We start from the raw sequence: 18,028 nt of genomic DNA on the forward strand, positions 1-18,028 counted from the left end.
TTATCCTTCAACTTTCGCAACGTTTGATATGTCAATTGGCATCTCTTTATTTACGTGACCACCATTTGGAGTTTTTTCGCTTGGTTTGATAGCTTTTTTAGCTATTTTGCATCCCTCAACTATAACCTGACCTTTTTTTGCAAGAACTGCTAAAATTTTACCAGTTTTGCCTTTATCGTCACCAGCGATGATCTTTACAGTATCGCCTTTTTTGACTTTAAATTTTACATTAGCCATTATAAAACCTCCGGAGCTAGCGAAACAATCTTCATAAAGTTAGCATATCTAACTTCACGTCCAACTGGTCCAAAAATACGAGTGCCGACTGGCTCTTTTTTGCTATCAAGTATAACAGCTGCGTTCTCATCAAAGCGGATTAGCGAACCATTATCTCTTTGAACCTCTCTTTTAGTTCTTACAACAACAGCTTTTACAACCTGTCCTTTTTTGATCTTACCATTTGGAAGAGCTTTTTTAACAGAGCAAACTATAATATCGCCAAGTGTAGCGTATCTTCTTTTGCTGCCGCCAAGAACTTTTATACACATTAACTCTTTTGCGCCGCTGTTATCAGCAACTGCAAGTCTTGTAAAACTTTGAATCATTACTCAACTCCCTTTGCCAATACAGCTTTTAAGCGAAAATTCTTGCGAGCTGAAAGTGGTCTGCACTCAACTGCAACAACTGTATCGCCTGCTCTTGTCTCATTTTTCTCATCATGAACTAAATACTTTTTAAAGCGTTTTACAAATTTATGGTATCTTGGGTGCATAACGCGTCTTTCTACCAAAATAGTAGCTGTTTTATCTCCAGCTTTTTGTAAAACAACACCTTGAATTTCTCTTTTTAATGCCATTTTACGCCCCTTGTCTTGTTGCACTAATTGCAGTGTTGATCTGAGCTATCTCTTTGCGAACAGCACTAATCTCATTAGGGTTGCTTAACTGCATAGTTTTTAGCTTTTGTCTCAATGTAAATAAAAGCACCTTTTTCTCTTTTAGCAACGCGTTTAATTCTGCAACGCTCTTATCTTTTAACTCAGTATATTTCATTTTCACTCTCTCGCGTTACAAATTTTGATTTGAAAGGAAGTTTGTGTAGAGCCAAAGTTAAAGCTTCACGCGCCAACTCTTCGTCAACACCAGCCATTTCAAATATTATACGACCAGGTTTGATGTTCATAACCCACTCTTCAACTCCTGCCTTACCTTTACCCATACGAGTTTGTAGAGGTTTTTTAGTAAGTGGCTTGTCAGGGAAAACCCTAATCCAAATTTTAGCCTGTCTCTTTACGTGACGAGTTAGAGCTTGACGAGCAGCTTCTATTTGGCGTGAATTTACTCTACCAGCCTCAACAGCTTTAAGTGCAAATTCGCCAGTTGCTAAAGATGCTCCGCGAGTCGCATAACCACGGTTGCGACCTTTCATTTGCTTACGAAATTTCGTTCTTTTAGGCATCAACATAATTATTTACCTCTTCTTGCTCTACGTGTTTTCTTAGGTGCCTCTTCTTCAGTTTTCTCAGGTTGAACACCTTTTTGAAGAACCTCACCTTTAAAAATCCATACTTTAATACCTATGTTTCCATAAGTTGTATGAGCCTCAGCTACACCGTAATCTATCTTTGCTCTAAGAGTATGAAGCGGAACGCGACCTTCTAGATACCACTCGGTTCTTGCCATCTCAGCGCCACCTAAACGACCAGCAACTGAAATTTTGATACCTTTAGCGCCTGATTTTTGAGCGCCTTGGATAACTTTTTTCATAGCACGTCTAAATGCGACACGCTTTTCAAGTTGCATAGCTACGTTTTCAGCAGCAAGTTGAGCTGAAGCTTGAGCTTTTCTTTCTTCTTTGATATTTACATTTACTTCTTTGCCGATAAGTTTGCTAACTTCGTTCTTTAGGTTTTCAACATCTTGGCCTTTTTTGCCGATGATGATACCAGGACGAGCTGCAACTACGGTTACACGAAGTTTTTTAGCCGTTCTTTCGATTAGAATTTGGCTAATTCCTGCATAGTAAAGTTTTTTCTTTAAAAATGCACGAATTTTGTAATCTTCACCGATATTTTCAGGAAGACTTTGTTTGGTTGGAAACCATCTAGATTCCCAGTTGCGGTTAATTCCTAGTCTAAGACCTATTGGATTTACTTTTTGTCCCATATTATGCTTCCTTCTTTTCAGGTTTAGATACTTCTACCATTACATGAGAAGTAGGTTTGCGAATTTTGCTCGCTGTTCCTCTTGCTCTTGGTCTAAATCTCTTTAATACAGGACCAGCATCAACGCGGCAACTAGTTACTACAACCTCTTCTGGCTCAAATCCGCCATTTGCTACTGCTGAGCTAATAGCGTTTGCTATAAATTTAGCACCACGATTTGGCATAAATTGCAAGCTTGCAAGTGCTAGCTCGGCATTCATACCTTGAACTTCTCTTGCTATAAGTCTTGCTTTTGTAGGAGAAAGTCTTACGAATTTTATAATTGCTTTACTCATATTATCTCCCCTTACTTGCCGATTTTCTTTTGCACTGAGCCTTTGTGACCCTTAAATGTGCGTGTTGGAGCAAATTCGCCAAGTTTATAGCCTATATGATTTTCTGTAACATATACAGGAATAAAGCTCTTGCCATTATGAACGTTAAATGTTAGTCCAATCATTTCAGGTACAATCGTGCTACGTCTTGACCAAGTCTTGATTGGTTTGTTATCGTTTGCATTTTTTGCGGCAATAACTTTTTTCATTACATGATCATCTACGAAAGGACCTTTTTTGAGTGATCTTGCCATCTCTATTTTCCTTTCCTTCTTGAAATTATAAGCTTATCGCTAGCTTTTTTACGGCGAGTCTTAGCACCTTTAGTTGGTTTACCCCATGGAGTAACTGGGTGACGGCCTGAATTTTTCTTACCTTCACCACCGCCGTGTGGGTGATCAACTGGGTTCATAGCAGAACCACGTGTTTGTGGGCGGATACCGCGGTAGCGATTACGTCCGGCTTTACCTATAGTGATATTAGCCCAGTCTTCGTTACCAACTACACCGATACTTGCCATGCACTCAGCTAGTACTTGTCTCATCTCGCCACTTGGCATTCTTAAGATAACATACTTCTCTTCTTTACCCATTAGCTGAGCATAACCACCAGCTGAACGAGCTATCTGAGCTCCTTTACCAGGTTTTAGCTCTACGTTATGAACGATAGTACCAACTGGGATAAATCTTAATTTCATAGCGTTGCCTGGTTTAATATCTAGTGAGCCCTCATCGATAGATGCGATAACGTCGCCAACATTTAGGCCGTTTGGTCTAATGATATAGCGTTTTTCACCATCTTTGTAAGCTATAAGAGCGATACGGCAGTTTCTGTTTGGATCGTACTCGATCGCTTCAACTTTACCTTCTATACCAAATTTGCGACGTTTGAAGTCGATGATACGATAAAGTTTTTTTGCACCTGCTTCTTTATGTCTCGAAGTTATACGACCATTGTTGTTTCTACCGCCAGTTGCAGGTAGTTTAACAAGCAAGCTTCTAACGCTTGGTTTAGCTGTTATATCTTCAGAGCTTAGTCCAGTCATATATCTACGACTAGGTGTATATGGTTTATATGATTTTATAGCCATCTTACGCCTCCGTATTTTCTAGGCTTACGCCTTCAGGTAACTTAACGTAGAATTTCTTTATCTCGTCACGTTGGCCTGCTCTTCCTCTAAAACGCTTAACCTTGCCGCTTATTCTAAGTGAATTTACGCGAACAGGCGTTACTCCAAAATACTCTTGTAAAACCGCTTTTAAGCTGTTTTTTGTAACTCTTGGTGAAGTTTGGATAACAACAACGCCTTGTTCTTGAAGGCCTAGAGTTTTCTCTGTATAAATAATTGTTTTGATATCAGTTATATCCGCCATTTTAGCCCTCTTTTGTTATAGTTTTTAGTGCAGCTTTTTCAATGATAACCGAACTAAATGTAGAGACAAGATAAGCATTTACCTCATTTGCATCTACTACATAGCAGTTTGCTAAATTTCTAAAAGCAAGTAGTGTTTTATCGTCTAGTAAATCTTTAACGATAAGCGCGTCTTTTACTTTTAAATTTTTGATGATATTAGCTGCATCTTTTGTCTTTCCAGACTCGATTGAGATGCTATCTACTGCGAAAATTTTACCATCTTGTGCTTTTACTGCCAAAGCGTACTCAAGAGCTAGTCTTTTTTGTTTTTTATTGACTTTTTGAAAATAGTTTTTCTCGTTTGTTGGACCAAATGCAACTGCACCGCCTACCCAAACGTTAGTTCTAGTTGAACCTGCTCTTGCACCACCACGTCCTTTTTGTCTCCATGGTTTTTTACCACCACCGCTTACAAAAGCACGGCTTTTAGTATGAGCCGAATTTGCTCTTATACCAGCAAGGTAAGATTTTACATAAAGATATAGGTTGTGCGGATTTACTTCAGCGTAGCTTGCAGGAAGCTCTAACTCGCCTGAATTTTCAAATTTATCGTTTAATACGTGAATTTTACTCATTTTACAATCCTTATTTTACCCATTGCACCATTGTGACCAGGAACGCAACCTTTTACAACTACGATGCCATTTTGAGCGTCAAAGCTTATTAGCTCGTTTTTAACAGTAACTTTCTCATTACCCATGTGTCCTGCCATTTTCATACCTGGTTGAACACGACCTGGCCATTCGCAGTTACCAATTGAACCGTGGCGTCTGTGGAAACGTGAGCCGTGGCTTTTTGGACCACCACCGAAACCATGTCTTTTTACCACACCTTGGTAGCCTCTACCTTTTGAGTTAAAGCTAACTTTTAAAATTTTAGCCTCATTTAATGGTGTAAAGTCTAGGTTTCCAACTTCGCTATTAGCTACTTCAAGCGTAGCAAATTTGTTAAATTCTGCTGTCAGATTGTATTTCTTTTGCTGACCAGCGATAGCTTTGTTGTTTGCTTTAGTGTGGGCATACGCTACGATAGCACGTTTGTTTTCGTCGATCTCACATACTTTAGCCTCAACTAGCTTAAGTAGTGTAACTGGCGTACTCTTCGTGGCAATCGTTCTACTCATGCCTATTTTTTCTACAATATATTCCATACTCTTATCCTTTTGTCCGCTTATTTCATCGCACGAACTTCGACATTAACTTCTGGAGCTAGGTCGAGTTTTGTTAGGCTATCTACAGTTTCTGGAGTAGCAGCTACGATGTCAAGCATACGAGCGTGTATTCTCATCTCAAACTGCTCACGTGAGTCTTTGTTGATGTGTGGAGATTTTAAGACTGTATAGCGTTTGATCTTTGTAGGCATTGGTACCGGGCCACGAACGTCGGCACCTGTTCGTTTGACAGCTTCTACGATTGCTGCAACAGTGCGGTCTAGAACTCTATGGTCGTAAGCTTTTAGCTTTAACCTGATTCTTTCCATGTGTTTTCCTTTAAAAAGAACTTGTCGCAAACTCGCGACCTCTTTACATCAAAATAACTCGCATAGGATCAAGCGATCGTACGAGCAAGACATAGGTCTTTCGTAAAGAGATAGGGATTTTACAAAAAAGCTATTATAGTTGTCAAGAAAAACGCTATTTTTTGTTGAATTTTGAGTAATTATTTCCTTTTGATAAGGAAAGTATATTGCAAATGGAGAATTTATTTTTCAAAAATTTTATAAATTTCTAGTCTAAATTTTTATTTTTTATTTCTAAATTTTGTTTATTTTTTAAAATTTAACACAATATTTTCCTTTTTAAAAGGAAGTGGCTATAATTTCAAAAAGCCAAAAAGGTCAAATTTGAAAAGTTTAGAAACACTCTATCAAGCACCCATTAAAAATGCTAAATTTATCCCCAGAAAATATGAGATCATCTCGCCAAAGACGCTTATCATTGGCGCTATATCAAGTGGCAAAACAGCCCTTGTTTATGAGTTTTTGAGCCATTACAAGAGCGAGGAGAGGCTTTATATAAATTTAGACGATATAAGGATAGATAGAGCCTCGCTTTTAGCAAATTTAAAAGAGTTTTTAGAAAAAAACACCCAGATAAAGGTGCTCGCAGTTGAAAATTTGCAAGGCGCTGATCTTGTAAATTTAGACTTTCTAAAGGGCGCTGCACTTGAAAATATCATCCTTACAAGCAAGGAATTTTCACTCTCGCTTGAGGGCTTTGTGCGCATAAATTTAAACTATCTTGACTACGAGGAATTTATACTATTTTTTAAGAAAAATTTAGACCAAGACCTGCTTTTTAGCTACTTTTTGGCCCATGGCAACGAGATAGCAAGCGCATTTTTGGACTCCAGCGAGGTCACAGCCCACTTGCAGCAGCTCTTAAGAGCAAATTTAAACGAGCAAAGCATCGCTATCTTAAAAGAGTGCGCGACAAAGTGCCACGACACCATAAGCGCCTTTTGGATTTATAAAAACCTAAAAGAGCAGATGAAAATTTCAAAAGATAGCGTTTATAGCGCGATAAATTTGCTAAATGAGAGCGGATACGTGGAGTTTGTGCCAAATTTAGATGAGAGTAGCACGAGTAAGAAAATTTACTTTACAAATTTCGCCCTTCGTAATGCCTTGTGCCTAAAAAAGGACTTTTTAGCTGTCTTTGCAAATGTCGTTTTTTGCGAACTGCTTAAATTTAAAGATGAAATTTACTACACAAAAGAGATCGATTTTTTCCTTGCCAAAAAGAAGCTTGCGATCATTTGCGTGCCATTTTCTGCACCTGAGATCGTCTTTTTGAAATTTAAAAAACTCCACGCGAGCCTAAAAGAGCTGGGCGTTAGCAAACTTCAAATCATCAGCGTCGCAAACCAAGCCGAGCAAAGCATCGAGGGGATAAAGTGCGAGATCTTGCCATTTTCTAGGTGGAGCTTGGGTTTATAAATTTAAACTCTTTGTTTGATTATCATTTTAAAAGTCTAGGGATAAAATAGTTATAATCAAAAAAACTATAAAGGACAGACATGAGAGCATTTTTTGGGATCTTATTCATCGCTGTAAGCCTTTTTGGCTATGAGATAAACCACGAAAACTGGGCTAAATTTTATAAATTTAGTGGCGATGCAAATGGTGTGAAATTTGAAGTTTATATGAACTATTTTAAAGATGAATTTGAAAATTTCAAACAAACCAAGAGCTTTAAGGTCCCGCCTAAGATAAGCGGCCACATCTTTTTTGACGGCGCAAAATACGACTATGAAAAGGGCTCTTTTGAGCAAAATGGCAGTGAAATTTCATGGCTAAATGCAGTCTCAGACAAGATAAATTTAGACGTTAAAAACGAAAACGGCGAGCTAAAAGGCAAGATAATCGTCAAAAATAAAGCCTACAACGCCACCGTAAAAGAAGAAAAAGAGTATGAGATCCTAAATATCGGCATCCAAATGACCGAGGCAAACGGTACGAGATATGAAGCGATCACTAACGACATCTTCGCTAAAGACTCAGCTAAAAAGTATAAAAACAAGCTTCTTGCAGAGTTTTACGACCTAAAAAGCGAGCGCAAAAAATGGCCAAATAGCCAGTATGAGAGCATAAAAAGCATCTACTACATCAACGACAAGATCAAGAGCGTTTGCACCTATAAAAATGAAAAAACAAACTGCGAGGTGATCTCGCTTGCGACAAATAAAAAGCTAAAACTAAAGCAAATTTTTAAAGATATGAATAACGAACATCTAAAAGCAGTCCTTACGACCGCTGGCGTGAGCGATAACTTCGTACTTTCGCCACTTGGGCTTACATTTTTAAACGAAGAGCAGATCAGCGTGCCACTTGAGGAGCTAAGACCTTACTTTAGCGATGAAGTCGGGCTGTAATGGCTAAAATTTGCGGTATCGACGAGGCTGGACGTGGGGCGCTGGCTGGGCCATTAAGCGTGGCTGCTTGCGTGCTAAATAGCGAAATTTCTGGTCTAAACGACTCCAAAAAACTAACCGCAAAAAGGCGCGAAGAGCTCTTTAAAGAGATCACAAAAAGCTCAAATTTTCTCATTGCTTACTTCTCAAACGCCCAGATAGACGAGCTTGGGCTAAGTGAGTGCCTAAGGCGCGCGCTCAAACTTTTTAAGGCGCATTTTGAGGGCTTTGAGATCATTTATGATGGAAATTTAGACTACGGCGTTGGCATCACGACGATGATAAAGGCTGACAGCAAGGTCGCTAGCGTAAGTGCAGCCAGCATCCTAGCAAAAGTAAGCCGTGACCGCTTGATGAGTGGCTGGGATAAATTTTACCCAGCTTACGGCTTTGCAGGGCACAAGGGATATGGCACAAAGTCACACCTAGATGCCATAGCTAAATTTGGCTACTCGGACTTTCATAGAAAAAGCTTTGTCATAAAGCCAAAACTCACGCAGGGCTCGCTATTTTAGCTGCGCATCCTCCATATAAAAAAGCACGCTTGCGTCGTAAAATTTATAAACTCCATTTTCTTGCACGATTTCCATAGAGCGCAAAACAAAGGCGCGCTTGCCAACTTCAAAGAGCAAAAGCTGCTCTTTTAGCTGCTCAAATACCTCAGCGCCAAAGTCGCCATCTGGCTTTAAATTTAGACTTGCGAGTGCCTTTTCTAAGTGCTTTTGCATATTTATGCTAACGCTTTCATGATCTAGCTGTATGACGAGCTCATCGCCATTTGTGCTGCTTGTAACTACGCTTTTTATGGTCGCCTCTTTGACGTTTATGCCGATATTGCCTGAGTTAATGCTAAATATCTGCCAACTTTTCTGCTCAGCCACCTCAAGACCTGCTATAAATTTTTTATTTTCTAGTGCAAATTTATCGCCGTTTCTTACGAGATAGTCAAATTTATCTTGCAAAAAGTAGAGCTTCTCTTCGCCTATCTTACTCACGTCGCCACTTACTAAGCCGCTACCATCAAGTAAATTTAGCGCCCTTAGCTCTCTTAGCAAAAGCTCTTTTTGAGAATTTAGCACAAGCAGCTTCGTATCAAGGACAAAATGGGTGAAAAATATGCCAAATATCATAAAAAATGCTAGAAATTTGTAAGGGAAATTTCTAAGAAATATCATCACAAAATAGCTCAAATTTGCAAATATCACGCAGGCGATGAGATATATCCTAGGCTCGCTTAGGCCGTACTCGCCGACCCTATGCAAAACGCCCCACCAAAGCATTATGCTAGGCAAGATGATAAAAAGTGGCAAGAGCTTAAAAATTTGATCATAAATTTGACTTTTGATAAGTAAATTTAGCCCTCTTAAAACAAAGCCAGCGATCAAGCAAGCAAGCACGATATAAGCCACTCCGCCTCGTGGCAACTCAAGCAAAACAAGCCTATAAATGCAGTATAAATTTAAAAGCGCCACATAGACGATGAGCACGGGATTTAGGATGAAATTTATGACGATCTTGATGAAATTTAAGAGCCTATACTCGCTAAATTTGCTCTCAAAAAAGACAAATAGACAAGGCAGACCAAAAGAAGCTAGTGTCAGATAGAGCCTTTGCGTCCTGTGGCTGGTTAAGAGCTCTAAATCAAAGAGGTAGTTAAGTCCTGCGAAAACAGCCAAAATGCCAAGAAAAAATAGGTGAAAAATGGCAAATGAGATGAGTAAATTTAAAAGTCTTGCTAGGCTCCCTCTTATAAATTTCTCATTATCATTGGCGAAATTTAAAGAGAATAAAAGCACAAAAGCCATGAGATAAAGTGCCACAAGATCGCTAGCGTGACCGCTTAGCTTAAGGCCAAAAAAGTAAAGACTAGCTCCAAATATCAAAAAGTATAAAGGGAGTAAAATTTGCCTTTTATTTAGGTAGATAGCTACCAAAAGTAGCGGCTCAAGCAGCCAAAAAACTCTATACTCATCTACTATCTGGCTGGGGCTAAGAAAAATGGTAGCTAGTGAAAAAGCCAAAATGGTAAGAAGCAAAATTTTTTTATCAGCAAATGCGGTTTTTAGCTCAGTAGCGATCTGCAATGTCGTCCTTTAAAGGATGAAATTTAGCCACACTACGTGGCTAAAAAGTGAGGGTTTAGAAATTTGCAAGGGGTGCAAATTTCTAAGTAAATTTAGATTTTTAAAAGCTCGGCTTCTTTCTCTTTTACGAGAGAGTCGATCTTTGCGGTGTAGGTGTCAGTTATCTTTTGAACCTCATCTTGACCCTTTTTGCTCTCGTCTTCAGTTATAGCTTTGTCTTTTTCAAGCTTTTTGACCTCGTCGTTTGCGTCTTTTCTTACGTTTCTGATGCTAACTTTTGCCTTTTCGCCCATAGCTTTTGCGTGTTTTGCATTTTCTTGGCGTTGCTCGACGGTCATCGGTGGGAAAAATAGCTTAACGCTCTCGCCGTCGCTGTTTGGATTGACGCCGATATTTGCAGCTTGGATGGCTGATGAGATCGCTTTTATCATACTCTTTTCCCAAGGTGTGATAGCGATAGTTGAAGCGTCGCTTGTAAGCACGGTGGCTACTTGATTAAGCGGGGTTGGCGAGCCATAGTAATCAACCATAACGTTATCTAGGATGTTGATATTTACTTTGCCAGTTCTTAGCGTTGTAAAATCGCGTTTTAAAGAAGCGATCGCCTTTTCGCAACCCTCTTTTTGGGTATCGTAAATTTTATTTAGCATTGGTGTCCTTTATTAGAAGTTTTGTGCTTCTGTGATGATCTACTTTTAGCGACATTAACACTTTGCGTTTATCAAGTGGTGGGTTAAATTTACACTCAAAAACGCCATTTGTCATAGGTACTTTTATAAAGCCGTCAAAGCCAGTCATGAAAAAACTGCCCTCACTTGCGTTTGTGTCGGTCTTGATGATAAGCTTGTCGATCGCATTGTTTTGTGGATAGCCCTCTGGGAATATCCACTGGGCATTTAAAAATTTGCTATTAAAAGTTAGCGCTATCTTTGTGCCATTCATCACTGGCGTTCTGTAAAGATCATAAACATCGCTTTTATCTGAAACTGCGCCTGAGTTTTGATTTAAAAGTGCTAAAAAGCCAAATTCTTTTGCCAAAGAGACAACCCTACTATCGATCTCACCGTAAGGGACTGCAAAGTATTTTGGCTTATAACCCATATGCTTTTCAAAGGTCTCAACGCCCTTTTGAAAGTCCTCTCTTAAGGCCTCATCGCTAAGTCTAGTCATCCTTGGATGTGCGTATGAGTGGTAGCCGATCTCGCCGTATGCCTCTAGCTCTTTTAGCTGATCAAATGTGAGATAGTCGCCATATTTGCCAGCGACTGCTTCGACGTATATCATCATCGCAAATGGGTAGTTATACTCTTTAAAAACTTCAAGCGCCTTGTTATAAAAGCTCTTATAGCCATCATCGATCGTTATAACGATCCAGTTATCAGGGATCGGCTCACCAGCATTTACAGCATCGACAAGTCTTGATAGCTTGACAACTTCATAGCCATTATTTTTGAAGTATTCAAACTGAGCTCTTAAATTTTGAATAGAAATATCCGTGCTAGCGTGCCTTGGCTCGTCAAAGCGGTGATAAACTAGAATGTGAGCGTCTGCCAAAGCAAACGTTAGCGTCAAAAGTGACGCTAAAAACGTTTTTATCATTGTTATTTTGCTGGATTTTGTGGTGCGCTAGGAGCTGCTGGCACGTCGTTTGATTTTGGTATGACTAGAGATTTGCTATCGACGCTATCAACGATAGAGCGTTTTAGATCTTTGTTGTAAAAATATCCAAGTGCAAGTGTGTTTAGGATAAACAAAACGCCTACCACAAAGGTAAATTTAGCCAAAAATCCAGCTGGTCCTTTTGCTCCAAAAAGGCTCTCGTTGCTTCCACTGTATGCTCCAAGACCGATAGATGAGCTCTTTTGGAGTAAAACTGCGATCGTGATAACGACAGCTAGAACAAATTGCAAGATTAAAAATATTAAACTCACGAAATTTCCTTTAAATTTTTTAAATGGTTTGCGATTATACAAGAAAAGATTTAAATTTTTAGTTAAAGTTCTTTTTCAAGCTCATAAAGCTCGTATCTTATGCTTTTAAAAAGCTCAGCTTGATCTAAATTTATAAGCTTAAAGCACTCTTCAAGCACGCGGGCGCTCTCCTGGGCACGCTTGAAATTTGCAGTGATTATCTCATCTAAATTTGACCTTGTCTGCTCGCTTTTTGTACTGGTTTTTAAAACGTCAGTTTGTGAATTTCTAAATTTTAAAAATTCTTTTTGTGGGATCTTTGCCTTGTGGCGGAGGGACTTTATCTTATAGGCGAGCTTAGCGTCATCAAAGACATATCTTTTTATATCTTCAACGACGCGAAGCCCTTCTTTTAGCCTATTTAGATTCGCATCTATCACTCGGTAGATGCGCTCATCATTAGTCATTTCTATTAAAAATGCCTAAAATTTGTAGTAATGATGTAAATAAATTTACAAAATCAAGATACAAAGCAACTGCACCTTCAACTGGTGTCTCGTAGTTGCCACGGATGATATTTTGTGTATCAAAAAGTATGTAAGCGCTAAATAAGATCGATGAAATACTTGCGATTACAAGTTGAAACATCGTGCTTTTAACGAAAATGTTGATGATCGCTGCTACAACGATAACTATCAAAGTTATAAACAGCATCTTGCCCATTGTTGTGAAGTCGCGTTTTGTATTCATCGCAAAGACGCTTAATGCACCAAATGCAACTGTCGTCAAGCCAAATGCTTGAGCTACGATACTAGCACCACTTGGCATAGCAAGGATCGCTGAAAGTAGCGGAGTTAGCGTAAGACCACTTACAAATGTAAATGCAAAAAGAAGTATTAAATTTAATCCCTCTTTGCGTTTAGCTGCCATTAGTCCAAAAAGTAGAACAAAATCAAGTATCACAAGTCCCCAAAACAAAAATCTATTTGCCGCAAAGACGCCAGCGATGCTAATGCCTACATAAGCGCCAGCAGTAGCTGAAAGTAGTGATGCTGCAAAAAGTTGATAAGTTTGTTTTATAAAAGTGCTTAGTGAGCTTTGAGAATACGCAAGCTCTTCTTGATTTTGCTTAGCGTAGTTTCTATCATACAAACTCATTTTTTCTCCTTATGAATTTTTGTGGTGAGTTTAGCCTAAAATAATTAAACAATATATAAAAAGAAGTTTAATAAAAAATATTAGTTTAAAGTCCGTTTTAGAGGACATTTTTTTGATTAAATAAAAGTTGCTATAATCGCGATAAAAATATAAAAAATGGAGATAAATTTTATGGATGATTCAATACTTGAAGGTGCAGTAAAATTTATGGAAGATGGCTTTTTAGAGCACGAAGAGCTCTTTAAAAGTCTGCAACACAAGCAAGATCCACACACGCTTTTCATATCATGCGTGGATTCAAGGGTCGTGCCAAATTTGATAACAAACTGCCTACCGGGCGAGCTTTTCATGGTGCGTAATATCGCAAACATCGTGCCGCCATATAGAGTGAGCGAAGAGTTTTTGGCGACCACTTCGGCGATAGAATATGCGCTTGAAGTTTTAAACATAAAAAACATCATCATCTGCGGACACTCTGACTGTGGCGGATGCGCGGCACTTTATGTGGATGAAAAGAAGCTTAAAAACACTCCAAACGTTAGAAACTGGATCAGGCTAATAGAGCCGATCAAGCGAGAAGTGCTTAAATTTACAAGTGACGATCCAGCCAAAATGGCATGGCTAACCGAGAGGCTAAACGTTATAAACTCGATCGACAACATAATGACCTATCCAAATGTAAAAGAGGAGTATGAAAGTGGCAAGCTTCAAATTTATGGCTGGCACTACATCATAGAAACTGGCGAAATTTTTAGCTACGATTTAAAAGAGGGCACATTTAAGCTTCTAGCTGACAAAAGAGGTGAAAATGCGTAAATTTCTAGCAATTATCCTGCTCTCTTTTATAACTCTTTTTGGCGCTGATAACAACGTAACGCAAGAAGACGATATCATCAGCATAACAAATCAAATTCAAACCATAAATAGCCAGATAAACATCATAAAATCTCAACAAAAAGACCTAAACACTTCAAAGGTTGATAACTCGAATTTGATCACTCTTCAAAAGAAAAAGAGCGATCTTTTAGAAAAGATACCAAACTACGTCATGCAGATCGAGGTAACACAAAGCGATATAAATAAATTTAATCTGCAAAAAGAGGCGCTAGAGAAAAAGGTCGCAAGACTTGAGAAGCAGTCAAACAAGGATGCCTACATTCAAAGTGCTATCGAGCTTGAGAAGATGAAGGTTGATTACGCTTACTACTCAGCGCTCATTAGCCTAGAAGAGGTCTTTAAAAAGGGCGCTAAGGCAAATTCTATAAGAGATGTGATAGATAATGGACTTTTAAATTTACAGACAAATTCTTATGTAAGCATAAAAGATCTAAAAGACTCACTAAACGACACTTCAGGCTCTTATGACAGCGCGTTTTTTGACCTTGAGCTAAAAAAAGAGAGCGAAGAAGAAATTTTAACCTATCTCAAAAATAATGCCGATCTTCTAAGCTCAAGCATGCTCTTGTCTGAGCTAAATTTAGTCGATGCAGTCGAATACATAAACAAAGCAACTGACATAAATTCAAACAAATTTAACATTGGCAAGATCGTTGTTATCGTTGCGATATTTTTATTTTTCGTCTCGCTAACTAGAATTCTAGCCAAACTAACCTACTGGCTAATGTCACTCGTCGCTTCAGGAGAAGGTGTCAAAGAGGCTAAAAATCAAATCGTTGATATCGTGAAAAAGCCGATCTCAGCACTTCTTATCATCTATGCGCTAAATATCTGTATCGGCGTTGGATTTTACCCAGTGCCAGTGCCTCTAACGGTAGCAAATATCTTTTCTATCATATATATAGTCGCATTTTCATGGCTTGTCCTCACCATACTAAATGGCTATGGCATCGCTATAATCGATAAGATCGCGCAAAAAAGCAAGCGTAAAGAGGTGATAAACCTAGCACTGAAAGTGATCTACGTGATCGTGCTAATCATCACACTTTTACTGATCCTTCAAAAACTTGGCTTTGATATCTCAGCGCTCATCGCCTCACTTGGTATAGGTGGTCTTGCTGTTGCCTTCGCTGCTAAAGACATCATCGCAAACTTCTTTGCCTCTGTTATGATGCTCTTTGACAACTCGTTTTCACAAGGTGACTGGATAGTTTGTGGCGACATCGAGGGCACGGTCGTTGAGATAGGATTTAGAAAAACAACTGTTAGAAGCTTTGATAACGCCCTTATCTTCGTGCCAAACTCAAAGCTAGCGAGCGATCCTGTTAGAAACTGGAGCAGAAGAAAGGTCGGCAGACGCATAAGAATGGTTATTGGCATCGAGTATGGACCAACTACAGAAGAGATCAAAAAATGTGTAAATGACATCAAAAATATGCTAATAAATCACCCAGATATCGCTAAAAGTGAAGATATCGCAGCTAATAAAAGAGGCCTAAAATATAGACAAAACATAGTCTCAGTTGATGACTACGCTGGATATAAGTCAAATTTATTTGTCGTGGTTGATGACTTTGCTGATAGCTCGATAAATATCCTAGTTTATTGCTTTGCAAAAACTATCGTTTGGGGCGATTTTTTAGACGTAAAACAAGATGTAATGCTAAAAATTATGGATATTTTAAAGCAAAATGGTCTAAATTTTGCATTCCCAAGCCAAAGCTTGTATATCGAAAATATCAAAGATAAAATTTAAGGAGAGAAAAATGAGTGATGATTTTGACTACGAAGAGGTAGAAGAAGACTACTCTGAATTTAACGACGAGGACGAGGACAGTAGCGATAGCTATGACTATAACTACGACGAAAATGACTACAACTATGAAGATAGCGATGAGGATGAGGATAGTTACGACTCGTATTAAAATGATCTAAATTAAATTTAATGGATGAAATTAACGGAGAGAATGCTTGGTACAGGAATTTATAGAGCAAGATAGCTATAAGGCTATCGATGACATTTACAAAACGATATTAAACGTAGCGATAGCAAGTAACGCCTTTGTCTTGATCGCGCTTTGCAGTTTTTACTTTGACTTAACGATCATTTTTATCTGTTTTTTATTTCTTTCTATTAGCACTGCTTTAAGGATTAGATTTAATATCAAATACAGATTTTTAATCTCTGCCATCTTTCAACTAAATGTCATCACCGCAGTTATCGCTGGCGTTGTTGGCATGGGCTGGAGCTCTAATATATGGATAACACTCCTTGGCGTTATCTTTATAAACTACTTTTTGGCTTTTAACCAAAGGCTTCTTACATACTCTGTCTGCCTTCTTGAGCTATTTGTCCTTTTGTGGCTATATCTTACATATAAAGATAAAGTAGTTGAGATAAACATCATGGTACAAATAGGCTCAACCTGTATAAGCGTTTTCTTTACTTTTTACTTGGTCTTTAGACTTTCTTTTTTCTCTGATGCGATCACATCTAGTGGCTACAAACAGATCAGCGAAGAGAAAGAGGAGATAGAGAGAATTTCTAAGTATGACTTTTTAACAGGTCTTTTAAATAGACGCTCGATAGAGAGAACACTTAGATATGAGCTAAAAGAGCTTAGGGAAAAAAGCAGTGATGCAAATTTAGTCGTTATGCTAGGAGATATAGATAACTTCAAAAAGATAAATGACACCTACGGACACGACTGGGGCGATAAAGTCTTAAAAGAGATCGCAAGGGCCTTGCAAGATACTTTTAGAGAAAATGACCACATTTGTAGGTGGGGTGGAGAGGAATTTCTAGTTATCTTGCCTGAAGTTAAAACTGAAGACGTAAAAAAGGTAGAAACCAGACTTGGCACAAGGATAGCGCAGGTAAAACTGCCTGATAAGAGCTCAGTAACCATGACCTTTGGTCTAGTCCTTTGCGCAAATGGCGTTATAACTGATATCGACACAGTCATAAACAAAGCCGACAAAAAGCTATATGAGGGTAAGAAAAATGGCAAAGACCGCATCGAGTATGAGATCATGAAGGCAAATAAGGACAAAGACAATGCCTAAAATTTCACTTTATATCTCACAAAAGATCATCGTCTTTTCACTTCTAGCTGTACATACTTTTTACCTAGTTATGTTCTGCCTCATGGGCGAAGAAATTTTGGCTGTGGCAAATATCCTTTCTGTTAGCATATATCTTTTTGCACTAAAGATACTCTTTGATAGCGAAGAGAACAACAAGATCGTGATGCTCATCTTGCAAGTAGAAATTTTACTCCACGCCTCACTTTGCGTCTTTATCCTTGGTCTAGGCTGGGGCTTTGAAATTTTATTTTTAACATCGACAATTAGCCTCTTTTTCTTATCAGTTAGCTTTAAAATGTTAAGCAGAATTATCTCTTTGCTAGATATTGCGGCATTTTTACTTTTTTATCTAGTGATAGATATACCAGTAAAAGATGATACCTTATATAAAGAGATATTTTTTGTATTTAACCTAACTGCATCTTGCGTATTTGCTGTCTTAACCTCATTTTTGCTAGAGAGCTCAAATTTATTTATATTCTTAGGCATCTTAGAAGAGAAAGAATCAGCCAAAGCTGTCTTTAACCACGACCCACTAACCGGCCTTTTAAACCGCGCCTCGATGCAACAAATTTTTAGACAAAAGAATTTATTTGACGGCAATGACTTTGCTATCGTGATGTGCGACATCGACAACTTTAAAAAGATAAACGACACCTACGGACACGGCGCAGGCGATGAAGTGCTAAAGAGCCTTTCTAAAATTTTCAAAAACGCTTTTAGAAATGAAGACAGGGTTGCAAGATTTGGCGGCGAGGAGTTTTTGGCTGTTATCTTTGACGTTAAAAAAGCAAAAGCAGTTAGCATCTTAGAGCGTATCAGAGAGACGCTTAATCAAAATGTCGTTGAATTTGAAAACCATAGGATCATAGCAACGATGACCTTTGGTGTCGTGGCACATAGTGGTAACACCGAGGTAAATATCGAGCGTATGATCAAGCAAGCTGACGAGCTACTCTATGTCGGTAAGAGAAATGGTAAAAATATCGTTATGAGTGCGGATTACGATCCAAAAGGATAAATTTAGAG

Annotated in this window: 27 protein-coding genes; 8 read left to right on the forward strand and 19 right to left on the reverse strand. The window is 38.6% G+C overall.

Annotated features, from left to right (window positions below):
• The 13 genes from rplX to rpsJ are packed head-to-tail and all read right to left on the reverse strand — an operon-like array spanning position 1 to position 5,431.
• Complete coding sequence (rplX, locus tag CVS81_RS07070) at positions 1-237, reverse strand: 50S ribosomal protein L24 (RefSeq protein WP_002941666.1); 237 nt, start codon at positions 235-237, stop codon at positions 1-3.
• Positions 237-605: a 50S ribosomal protein L14 gene (rplN, locus tag CVS81_RS07075; RefSeq protein ID WP_002941516.1), complete on the reverse strand. Its 369-nt coding sequence runs from the start codon at positions 603-605 to the stop codon at positions 237-239. The genes rplX and rplN overlap by 1 nt, the downstream gene beginning before the upstream one ends.
• A complete protein-coding gene (gene rpsQ, locus CVS81_RS07080; RefSeq protein WP_002941511.1) occupies positions 605-856 on the reverse strand; it encodes a 30S ribosomal protein S17 in 252 nt (83 codons plus the stop codon). The genes rplN and rpsQ overlap by 1 nt, the downstream gene beginning before the upstream one ends.
• A gap of 1 nt (position 857) precedes the next feature.
• Complete coding sequence (gene rpmC / locus CVS81_RS07085) at positions 858-1,052, reverse strand: 50S ribosomal protein L29 (RefSeq protein WP_002941625.1); 195 nt, start codon at positions 1,050-1,052, stop codon at positions 858-860.
• Positions 1,039-1,464 (reverse strand): 50S ribosomal protein L16, encoded by a 426-nt coding sequence (gene rplP, locus CVS81_RS07090; protein WP_002941572.1) that lies wholly within the window; start codon positions 1,462-1,464, stop codon positions 1,039-1,041. Before rplP ends, rpmC begins: the two co-directional genes overlap by 14 nt.
• Before the next feature lie 2 nt (positions 1,465-1,466).
• On the reverse strand, positions 1,467-2,165 hold the full coding sequence (gene rpsC / locus CVS81_RS07095; RefSeq protein WP_002941650.1) for a 30S ribosomal protein S3: 699 nt from the start codon (positions 2,163-2,165) through the stop codon (positions 1,467-1,469).
• A 1-nt stretch (position 2,166) separates the two neighbouring features.
• Positions 2,167-2,499: a 50S ribosomal protein L22 gene (rplV, locus tag CVS81_RS07100; RefSeq protein ID WP_009295259.1), complete on the reverse strand. Its 333-nt coding sequence runs from the start codon at positions 2,497-2,499 to the stop codon at positions 2,167-2,169.
• An 11-nt stretch (positions 2,500-2,510) separates the two neighbouring features.
• Entirely contained in the window at positions 2,511-2,792 is a 282-nt protein-coding gene (gene rpsS / locus CVS81_RS07105) for a 30S ribosomal protein S19 (protein ID WP_002941639.1), read from the reverse strand.
• A gap of 2 nt (positions 2,793-2,794) precedes the next feature.
• Positions 2,795-3,628: a 50S ribosomal protein L2 gene (rplB, locus tag CVS81_RS07110; protein ID WP_002941522.1), complete on the reverse strand. Its 834-nt coding sequence runs from the start codon at positions 3,626-3,628 to the stop codon at positions 2,795-2,797.
• A gap of 1 nt (position 3,629) precedes the next feature.
• Positions 3,630-3,911: a 50S ribosomal protein L23 gene (locus CVS81_RS07115; RefSeq protein ID WP_002941535.1), complete on the reverse strand. Its 282-nt coding sequence runs from the start codon at positions 3,909-3,911 to the stop codon at positions 3,630-3,632.
• A 1-nt stretch (position 3,912) separates the two neighbouring features.
• Complete coding sequence (rplD, locus tag CVS81_RS07120; protein WP_012140561.1) at positions 3,913-4,527, reverse strand: 50S ribosomal protein L4; 615 nt, start codon at positions 4,525-4,527, stop codon at positions 3,913-3,915.
• Positions 4,524-5,102, reverse strand: coding sequence for a 50S ribosomal protein L3 (gene rplC, locus CVS81_RS07125; RefSeq protein WP_002941563.1), 579 nt, complete (start codon positions 5,100-5,102; stop codon positions 4,524-4,526). Before rplC ends, rplD begins: the two co-directional genes overlap by 4 nt.
• A gap of 20 nt (positions 5,103-5,122) precedes the next feature.
• Entirely contained in the window at positions 5,123-5,431 is a 309-nt protein-coding gene (gene rpsJ / locus CVS81_RS07130) for a 30S ribosomal protein S10 (RefSeq protein ID WP_009295257.1), read from the reverse strand.
• A gap of 363 nt (positions 5,432-5,794) precedes the next feature.
• On the opposite strand from rpsJ, the gene CVS81_RS07135 reads away from it, so the two are divergent.
• The 3 genes from CVS81_RS07135 (at position 5,795) to CVS81_RS07145 (ending at position 8,378) form a co-directional block, all read left to right on the forward strand.
• On the forward strand, positions 5,795-6,889 hold the full coding sequence (locus CVS81_RS07135) for an ATP-binding protein (RefSeq protein ID WP_107892062.1): 1,095 nt from the start codon (positions 5,795-5,797) through the stop codon (positions 6,887-6,889).
• A gap of 80 nt (positions 6,890-6,969) precedes the next feature.
• A complete protein-coding gene (locus CVS81_RS07140; RefSeq protein ID WP_107965527.1) occupies positions 6,970-7,824 on the forward strand; it encodes an S-adenosylmethionine tRNA ribosyltransferase in 855 nt (284 codons plus the stop codon).
• Positions 7,824-8,378 carry a ribonuclease HII gene (locus CVS81_RS07145; RefSeq protein WP_107965528.1) on the forward strand — a complete coding sequence of 185 codons (555 nt, stop codon included), beginning with the start codon at positions 7,824-7,826 and terminating at the stop codon, positions 8,376-8,378. The genes CVS81_RS07140 and CVS81_RS07145 overlap by 1 nt, the downstream gene beginning before the upstream one ends.
• Here CVS81_RS07145 and CVS81_RS07150 read toward each other — a convergent pair.
• The 6 genes from CVS81_RS07150 to CVS81_RS07175 form a co-directional block, all read right to left on the reverse strand.
• Positions 8,370-9,947, reverse strand: a complete 1,578-nt coding sequence (locus tag CVS81_RS07150; RefSeq protein WP_107965529.1) for a DUF4153 domain-containing protein — start codon at positions 9,945-9,947, stop codon at positions 8,370-8,372. The genes CVS81_RS07145 and CVS81_RS07150 overlap by 9 nt on opposite strands.
• Positions 9,948-10,039: 92 nt before the next feature.
• Complete coding sequence (gene frr, locus CVS81_RS07155; RefSeq protein WP_107831651.1) at positions 10,040-10,597, reverse strand: ribosome recycling factor; 558 nt, start codon at positions 10,595-10,597, stop codon at positions 10,040-10,042.
• Positions 10,587-11,546, reverse strand: a complete 960-nt coding sequence (locus tag CVS81_RS07160; RefSeq protein WP_107965530.1) for a polysaccharide deacetylase family protein — start codon at positions 11,544-11,546, stop codon at positions 10,587-10,589. Before CVS81_RS07160 ends, frr begins: the two co-directional genes overlap by 11 nt.
• A 2-nt stretch (positions 11,547-11,548) precedes the next feature.
• Positions 11,549-11,878, reverse strand: a complete 330-nt coding sequence (secG, locus tag CVS81_RS07165; protein ID WP_002941549.1) for a preprotein translocase subunit SecG — start codon at positions 11,876-11,878, stop codon at positions 11,549-11,551.
• 62 nt (positions 11,879-11,940) lie between these two features.
• Positions 11,941-12,324 (reverse strand): thiamine-phosphate pyrophosphorylase, encoded by a 384-nt coding sequence (locus CVS81_RS07170; RefSeq protein ID WP_107965531.1) that lies wholly within the window; start codon positions 12,322-12,324, stop codon positions 11,941-11,943.
• Positions 12,317-13,015: a Bax inhibitor-1/YccA family protein gene (locus CVS81_RS07175; protein ID WP_107714831.1), complete on the reverse strand. Its 699-nt coding sequence runs from the start codon at positions 13,013-13,015 to the stop codon at positions 12,317-12,319. Before CVS81_RS07175 ends, CVS81_RS07170 begins: the two co-directional genes overlap by 8 nt.
• 171 nt (positions 13,016-13,186) lie before the next feature.
• On the opposite strand from CVS81_RS07175, the gene CVS81_RS07180 reads away from it, so the two are divergent.
• From CVS81_RS07180 to CVS81_RS07195, 5 genes are read left to right on the forward strand one after another with little or no spacing between them, the layout of a single operon-like run.
• Positions 13,187-13,831: a carbonic anhydrase gene (locus tag CVS81_RS07180; protein ID WP_107965532.1), complete on the forward strand. Its 645-nt coding sequence runs from the start codon at positions 13,187-13,189 to the stop codon at positions 13,829-13,831.
• Positions 13,824-15,668 (forward strand): mechanosensitive ion channel domain-containing protein, encoded by a 1,845-nt coding sequence (locus tag CVS81_RS07185; RefSeq protein WP_107965533.1) that lies wholly within the window; start codon positions 13,824-13,826, stop codon positions 15,666-15,668. The genes CVS81_RS07180 and CVS81_RS07185 overlap by 8 nt, the downstream gene beginning before the upstream one ends.
• Before the next feature lie 10 nt (positions 15,669-15,678).
• Complete coding sequence (locus CVS81_RS09885) at positions 15,679-15,837, forward strand: hypothetical protein (protein WP_002941615.1); 159 nt, start codon at positions 15,679-15,681, stop codon at positions 15,835-15,837.
• A 46-nt stretch (positions 15,838-15,883) separates the two neighbouring features.
• Positions 15,884-16,978: a GGDEF domain-containing protein gene (locus tag CVS81_RS07190; protein ID WP_107965534.1), complete on the forward strand. Its 1,095-nt coding sequence runs from the start codon at positions 15,884-15,886 to the stop codon at positions 16,976-16,978.
• Complete coding sequence (locus tag CVS81_RS07195; RefSeq protein ID WP_107965535.1) at positions 16,971-18,020, forward strand: GGDEF domain-containing protein; 1,050 nt, start codon at positions 16,971-16,973, stop codon at positions 18,018-18,020. The genes CVS81_RS07190 and CVS81_RS07195 overlap by 8 nt, the downstream gene beginning before the upstream one ends.
• Positions 18,021-18,028: the final 8 nt, after the last annotated feature.

This window comes from Campylobacter concisus (assembly GCF_003049065.1).
GTDB classification, from domain to species: Bacteria; Campylobacterota; Campylobacteria; order Campylobacterales; family Campylobacteraceae; genus Campylobacter_A; species Campylobacter_A concisus_BE.